Source organism: Burkholderia sp. LMG 13014, assembly GCF_905232215.1.
In the GTDB taxonomy this organism is placed as follows: Bacteria; Pseudomonadota; Gammaproteobacteria; order Burkholderiales; family Burkholderiaceae; genus Burkholderia.
Genome location: NZ_CAJNKE010000368.1, coordinates 1 through 6,070, shown reverse-complemented (window position 1 = coordinate 6,070; position 6,070 = coordinate 1). Strand labels below are relative to the sequence as shown.

The following is a 6,070-nucleotide window of genomic DNA, read 5'->3' as shown; positions in this document are numbered from 1 at the left end:
CTGGGCCGCGACGCATGGCGCAGCGTGCGCGTGCAGCTGTCTGATTTGTTATCGCGCGACAACGCGCGGTTGCGCGACGATACGGCGCTGCGCGCACAGGTGCTCGTCGCGCAGCGCGACGCGACGCTGCATCTGCCGGTCGACATTCCCGGCTATACCGATTTCTATTCGTCGAAGGAGCACGCGACCAACGTCGGCTCGATGTTCCGTGATCCGAAGAATGCACTGCTGCCGAACTGGTCGGAGATGCCGATCGGCTACAACGGCCGCGCATCGTCGGTGGTCGTGAGCGGCACGCCGGTGCGGCGCCCGAACGGGCAACTGAAGCTGCCTGACCAGGAGCGCCCGGTGTTCGGCGCATGCCGCAAGCTCGATATCGAACTGGAGACGGGCTTCATCGTCGGTCAGGGCAACGCGCTCGGCGAGCCGATCGCGTGCGAGGACGCGGAAGCGCATATCTTCGGGATGGTGCTGCTGAACGACTGGAGCGCGCGCGACATCCAGCAGTGGGAATACGTGCCGCTCGGCCCGTTCAACGCGAAGACGTTCGCGACGACGATCTCGCCGTGGATCGTCACGCTCGACGCGCTCGAACCGTTCCGAACCGCGCAGCCGGAGCAATCGCCGCAGCCGCTCGCGTATCTGCAGCACGCAGGCAAGCATGCGTTCGACATTGCGCTGGAAGTGACACTGCGCGAGGAAGGGGCGGCCGAAGCAACGTCGATCAGCCGCACGAACTTCAAGCACATGTACTGGACGATGGCGCAGCAGCTCGCGCATCACACGGTCGCCGGCTGCAACACGCGGGTGGGCGACCTGATGGGTTCGGGCACGATCAGCGGGCCGACGAAGGATTCGTTCGGCAGCCTGCTCGAACTGACGTGGAACGGCAAGGAGCCGGTTGCGCTGAATGGTGGCGGCAGCCGCGCGTTCATCGAGGATGGCGACGAGCTCACGCTCGCCGGCTGGTGCCAGGGCGACGGCTATCGCGTCGGCTTCGGCGCATGTGTCGGGAAGATCCTGCCGGCGTTGAAGGCGTAACGCGCAACGTAGCGCGACCATGAATACGACGGCCCGCATTGCGCGGGCCGTCGTCGTTTATGCGGTGTGATCGGCGTATCCGTGGCCGGGCGGCGCGTGTTCGCGCCGTCGTCATTGGGGTGGCGCGCTGCGGTGTGCTCGCGCGCCGGCATCAGACCGCGCGCTGCAACGCGGCGCGGCGTTCCCACAGCGCGGCCGCGACGAATGCCGCGACGCAGACGACCAGCACGCCGACCAGCGCGTTGCTGCCCAGTTGTTCCATCAGTGCGCCTGCGACCAGCGGGCCGCCGAAGCTCGCGGCGCTCCACGACGCCGACACGAGCGAGCTCGCGGTGACGAGCGCCGCACCGCGGAAGCGTTGGCCGCACGCGACGAGCGACAGCGTGTAGATGCTGCCGGCCGCCGCGCCGAGCACGAACAGCAGCGGCCAGCACAGCCACGGATTCGCGATGACGAACGGCAGCAGCGGCAGGCCGGCGAGCACGATCCAGCCCGCGCCGAGGTGCACGCGCTCGCGGCCGAGCTTGTCCGCGAGCCAGCCGATCGGGAACTGCATCGCGGTATCGCCGAACAGCATGATCGACGCGAGCAGCACGGCCGTCGCACTCGCGACGCCGTGATCCATCGCGTAGAGCGGCAGCAGCGACAGCGCAAGCGTGTCGAACAGCGCGAAGAAGCCGGTGCCGATGATCAGCGCGGGCATGCGCGGCAGTACGGCGAGCCAGTGATCGTGCTGCGCGTGATGCGCGTCGTCGCCGGCGAGCGGCGCGCGCCGGATCGTCGCGAGCGTCGGCAGCGCGAGCAGGAACAGCGCGCCGCACAGCGCGAAGCGGATGCTCGTCGCCCCCGCGATCTGGCTCACGAGCACGGGGCCTGCCATCTGGAACAGCGTGAAGTTGGTCGCGTAGATCGCGACGACGCGGCCGCGCGTCGAATCGTCGGCGAGCTGGTTGACCCATGCCTCGCCGATCGTGAACAGCAGCATCAGTGCGGCACCGCACAGCACGCGCAGCACGCCCCACAGGATCAGGTTCGACGTGAACTGCATCAGCGCGGTGGCGGCCGCGAGCAGCACGACCGACACGACGATCGCGCGGCGCGAGCCGATATGTCGTGCGAGCGCGGTGACGAACGGGACGATCGCGAGGCCGCCGAGCGCCTGCGCGGCCGTCAGCATGCCGACGACGTTGGTGCCGTGTCCGGCTTCGGTCAGCGCGAGCGCGGTGAGCGGCAGCGTGGCGCCGGTGCCGAGACCGACGACCGCGACGCTCAGAATGAGTGCGAGGAAATCGCGATTAAGAATGGCTTTCATCGGGCGCGATGCTACACCTCGGACCTTGAAAGGTCCATGAAGGCCATCAGCTTCGAGTGGAGTTGTGCACGCAACGATCTCAACCGGGTTGCGTTACACATACTCGGTCGGCACGGCCACCGGGCGGCGTTCGAGCGACGCCGACCACAGCGTGAGCGCGAGTGCGGCGACAGCCATCGCGACGCCGACCCACGGCAGGTTCACGAGCGACACGCCGGAGCCGATCGCCATCCCGCCGAGCCACGCGCCGGTCGCGTTGCCGAGGTTGAACGCGCCCTGGTTCAGCGTCGATGCGAGGTTCGGCGCGTCGCTGGCGCGGTCGACGATCAGGATCTGCAGCGGCGGCACGATCGCGAACGCGAGGATGCCCCACATGAAGATCGTCGCGAGCGCGGCGAACGGCAGGTGCATCGTGCCCGCGAACACCGCGAGGATCACGCCGATCAATGCGAGCGTTGCGATCAGCGACGGCATCCGGCGCCAGTCGGCGAGCTTGCCGCCGAGCGTGCCGCCGACCGTCAGCCCGAGGCCGAACAGCAGCAGCACGTAGGTGACCTGGCGTGGCGAGAAGCCCGTCACGTCCTCGAGGATCGGCGTGATGTATGTGAATACGCTGAACAGGCTGGCCGATGCGAGCACGCTGATGCCGAGCACCATCAGCACCTGCGGATGTTTCAGCACGCTGAATTCGCGCGTGATGCTGGTGTCGGGCATCGCGAGGTTCTTCGGCAGGCAGACGGCGAGCGCGGCGGCCGCGGCAATGCCGATGCCGGTGACGGCCCAGAACGTCGCGCGCCAGCCGTATGCCTGGCCGAGCGCGGTGCCGAGCGGCACGCCGAGCACGTTCGCGAGCGTGAGGCCGGTGAACATCAGCGCGATCGCCTGCGCGCGACGGTTCGGCGCGACGAGGTTGCTCGCGACCACCGAGCCGATCCCGAAGAACGCGCCGTGGCAGAACGCGGTGACGACCCGCGCGGCCATCAGCACCGCATAGCCCGGCGCGATCGCGCAGAACAGGTTGCCCGCGATGAACAGCCCGATCAGGCCCATCAGCGCACGCTTGCGCGGCATCTTCGCGGTGACGATCGCGAGGATCGGCGCACCGATCGTCACGCCGAGCGCATAGCCGGACACGAGCATGCCGGCGGCCGGGATCGACACGCCGAGGTCGCGCGCGACATTGGGCAGCAGACCCATGATCACGAACTCGGTGGTACCGATTCCAAATGCGGCGACGGCGAGGGCGAAAAGAGGTAAGGGCATCGCGGTAGGCTCGGGAAAAGCCGCCGCTCGGGCGGGCGCAGGATGCGCGGGACGGGCGGACGGTAAGGCGAACGACAGCCGCGATTCTACTTCAGTGAAAACCCCTATGCTTGGGGCCAAAACGGTTGTTGCCGGCGTGCGACGGGGCGGTGCGCGTGAAGCTCACAGTGTGGGATTCGACGAGGTTTGCGGCGGCGAATGTGCCGCGGGCGGAGCGATGGCGGCGGCAGCGGCAGGGTGCTCGTCAGGCGATGCGTTCGGGGGAGCCGTCGGCAAGGGTGGGCAATGCGCTTGCCGCGTCGATGCCGGTGTCTGTTGCCGAGTCCGCATCAGCGTCCACGGACGACGACGGCGAGCCGGCGGCATCGATCGCGGCCGGATCGTCCCAGCCGTTTTCGAACAGGCACGCTTCGATCGGCATCCGCGCAGCCCAACGCTCCTGCTCGAGCATCGGCTTCGCATAGAACGCGTCGACGTGCCCGACGCACAGCACGGCGATCGGCTTCGCACCGTCGGGCATCCGCAGCAGCGTGCGCAGCGCGTCGACGTCGAACAGCGATACCCAGCCCATCCCGAGCCCTTCGGCGCGGGCCGCGAGCCACATGTTCTGGATCGCGCACGCGGCGGACGCGAGATCCATCTCCGGTAGCGTGCGGCGGCCGAACACGTGGCGTTCGCGGCCGTCGGCGAGCGCGACGACCAGCAGCTCGCCGCATTCGCGCACGCCTTCGACCTTCAGCCGCATGAATTCGTCCTGGCGCTCGCCGAGTGCGTCGGCGGTCGCGCGGCGCTCGGCCTCGACCAGCGCGTGGATCGCGGTGCGCAGCGCGGGATCGGTGATGCGGATGAAGCGCCACGGCTGCATGAAGCCGACGCTCGGCGCGTGATGCGCCGCGCGCAGCAGGCGCGCGAGCACGGCAGGATCGACGGGCGCCGGCGTGAAGTGACGCATGTCGCGCCGTTCGAAAATGGCGCGGTAGACGGCGGCGATGTCGGAGTCGTCGAAACGCATGGGCGGCACAAGCAGGGGATGACGTCGGCGCAACGATATCAGACCGAGCGCAAGCCGCGTTACATCATTCGAAACAAAGTGCGGAATTGTTGATGCAAAAGATCGATTTTTCAGCGCCGATCAAAAGCAAACGATTGCGGTGGCGCCGGTAAGCGTGAAATGAGCCGGTTTCGTCGATTTGTCAGCGATTCGCCGTCACGACGTTCTGCGGTGTGCCCGCATGCCACGCCTCGATGTTCAGCAGTGTGGTGTGCGCGATCTCGGCGAGCGCCTCGCGCGTGAAGAACGCCTGGTGCGACGTGACGATCACGTTCGGGAACGTCAGCAGGCGCGCGAGCACGTCGTCCTGCAGCGGCAGGTCGGAGTGATCCTCGAAGAAGAGTCCGCTTTCCTCTTCGTACACGTCGAGCCCGAGATGGCCGAGCTGGCCGCTCTTGAGCGCATCGACCAGCGCCTGCGCATCGACGAGGCCGCCGCGCCCGGTGTTGATCAGCATCGCGCCGTGCTTCATCCGTGCGAGCGTCCGCTCGTTGATCAGATGGTGCGTCGACGGCAGCAGCGGGCAGTGCAGGCTGACGATGTCGGCGTGGTGCAGCAACTCGTCGAGCTCCACATAACGCGCGCCGTACGCGATCAGCTCGTCGTTGTAAGGCGGCACCGAGTGCGCGAGCACATGCATCCCGAAGCCCATCATGATCTTCGCGAACACGCTGCCGATGATGCCGGTGCCGATCACGCCGACGGTCTTGCCATGCAGGTCGAAGCCGAGCAGGCCGTTCAGCGAGAAGTCGCCTTCGCGGGTGCGCGCGACGGCGCGCGGCAGGCGGCGGTTGAGTGCGAGGATCAGCGCGACCGCGTGCTCGGCGACCGCGTGCGGCGAGTATGCGGGCACGCGCACGACCGTGATGCCGAGCCGCTCGGCGGCGGCCAGGTCGACATGGTTGAAGCCCGCCGAGCGCAGCGCGATCAGGCGCGTGCCGCCGTCCGCCAGCCGTTCGAGCACCGCCGCGTCGACGGTGTCGTTGACGAACGGACAGACGACGTCATAGCCGTGCGCAAGGATCGCGGTTTCCGCGTCGAGGTGCGACGGCTGGAAGTGCAGCCGATAGCCGAACCGCCGGTTGGCGGCAGCAAACGAATCGTCGTCGTACTGCCGGCTGCTGAACAGGATCACGCGCACGCTGCACCTCCGAAAGCTGACGCGCGCAGTTTACTGCAGCCCCGTGACGATGTCGGAGCGGTCGGGCCCGCGCGACGGCCGCAGGAAGCCGTAGTCGGTGCGTTCGCGGGCCGGCTGCGCACTGAAGTGATCGAGCGCGTGCTCGACGAAGCTGCGCGTGCGGGCCGGCACGTACTGGCGGTTCGGGTAGACGAGCGACAGCTGTGTGTCGGGATCGTCGATCCGGTAGCCGGCCATCAGCCGCACGAGCGTGCCGCTGGCG

The 6,070-nt window shown here is 68.0% G+C and carries 5 protein-coding genes and 1 pseudogene; 1 reads left to right on the top strand and 5 read right to left on the bottom strand.

The window, feature by feature from the left end:
* Positions 1 to 1,041 (top strand): fumarylacetoacetase (gene fahA / locus JYJ84_RS26180; protein ID WP_205189626.1); only part of this gene is annotated, 1,041 nt, incomplete at its 5' end.
* 151 nt (positions 1,042 to 1,192) lie between these two features.
* On the opposite strand, the gene JYJ84_RS26175 is transcribed toward fahA, so the two are convergent.
* The 5 genes and pseudogenes from JYJ84_RS26175 to JYJ84_RS26155 all read right to left on the bottom strand — a co-directional run.
* Complete coding sequence (locus JYJ84_RS26175) at positions 1,193 to 2,353, bottom strand: MFS transporter (protein ID WP_122944596.1); 1,161 nt, start codon at positions 2,351 to 2,353, stop codon at positions 1,193 to 1,195.
* 93 nt (positions 2,354 to 2,446) lie between these two features.
* Complete coding sequence (locus JYJ84_RS26170; protein WP_175222312.1) at positions 2,447 to 3,616, bottom strand: MFS transporter; 1,170 nt, start codon at positions 3,614 to 3,616, stop codon at positions 2,447 to 2,449.
* Positions 3,617 to 3,860: 244 nt separating this feature from the next.
* Positions 3,861 to 4,628, bottom strand: a complete 768-nt coding sequence (gene bluB, locus JYJ84_RS26165; RefSeq protein ID WP_174976825.1) for a 5,6-dimethylbenzimidazole synthase — start codon at positions 4,626 to 4,628, stop codon at positions 3,861 to 3,863.
* A 181-nt stretch (positions 4,629 to 4,809) separates the two neighbouring features.
* Positions 4,810 to 5,808: a 2-hydroxyacid dehydrogenase gene (locus tag JYJ84_RS26160; RefSeq protein ID WP_174957035.1), complete on the bottom strand. Its 999-nt coding sequence runs from the start codon at positions 5,806 to 5,808 to the stop codon at positions 4,810 to 4,812.
* A gap of 30 nt (positions 5,809 to 5,838) precedes the next feature.
* A pseudogene (locus JYJ84_RS26155) lies at positions 5,839 to 6,070 on the bottom strand (LysR family transcriptional regulator); the annotation flags it as partial.

Excerpts from the sequence above, each read along its gene's own strand:
- JYJ84_RS26175 (WP_122944596.1), bottom strand. The coding sequence starts at position 2,353 with ATGAAAGCCATTCTTAATCGCGATTTCCTCGCACTCATTCTGAGCGTC.
- JYJ84_RS26170 (WP_175222312.1), bottom strand. The coding sequence starts at position 3,616 with ATGCCCTTACCTCTTTTCGCCCTCGCCGTCGCCGCATTTGGAATCGGT.
- bluB (WP_174976825.1), bottom strand. The coding sequence starts at position 4,628 with ATGCGTTTCGACGACTCCGACATCGCCGCCGTCTACCGCGCCATTTTC.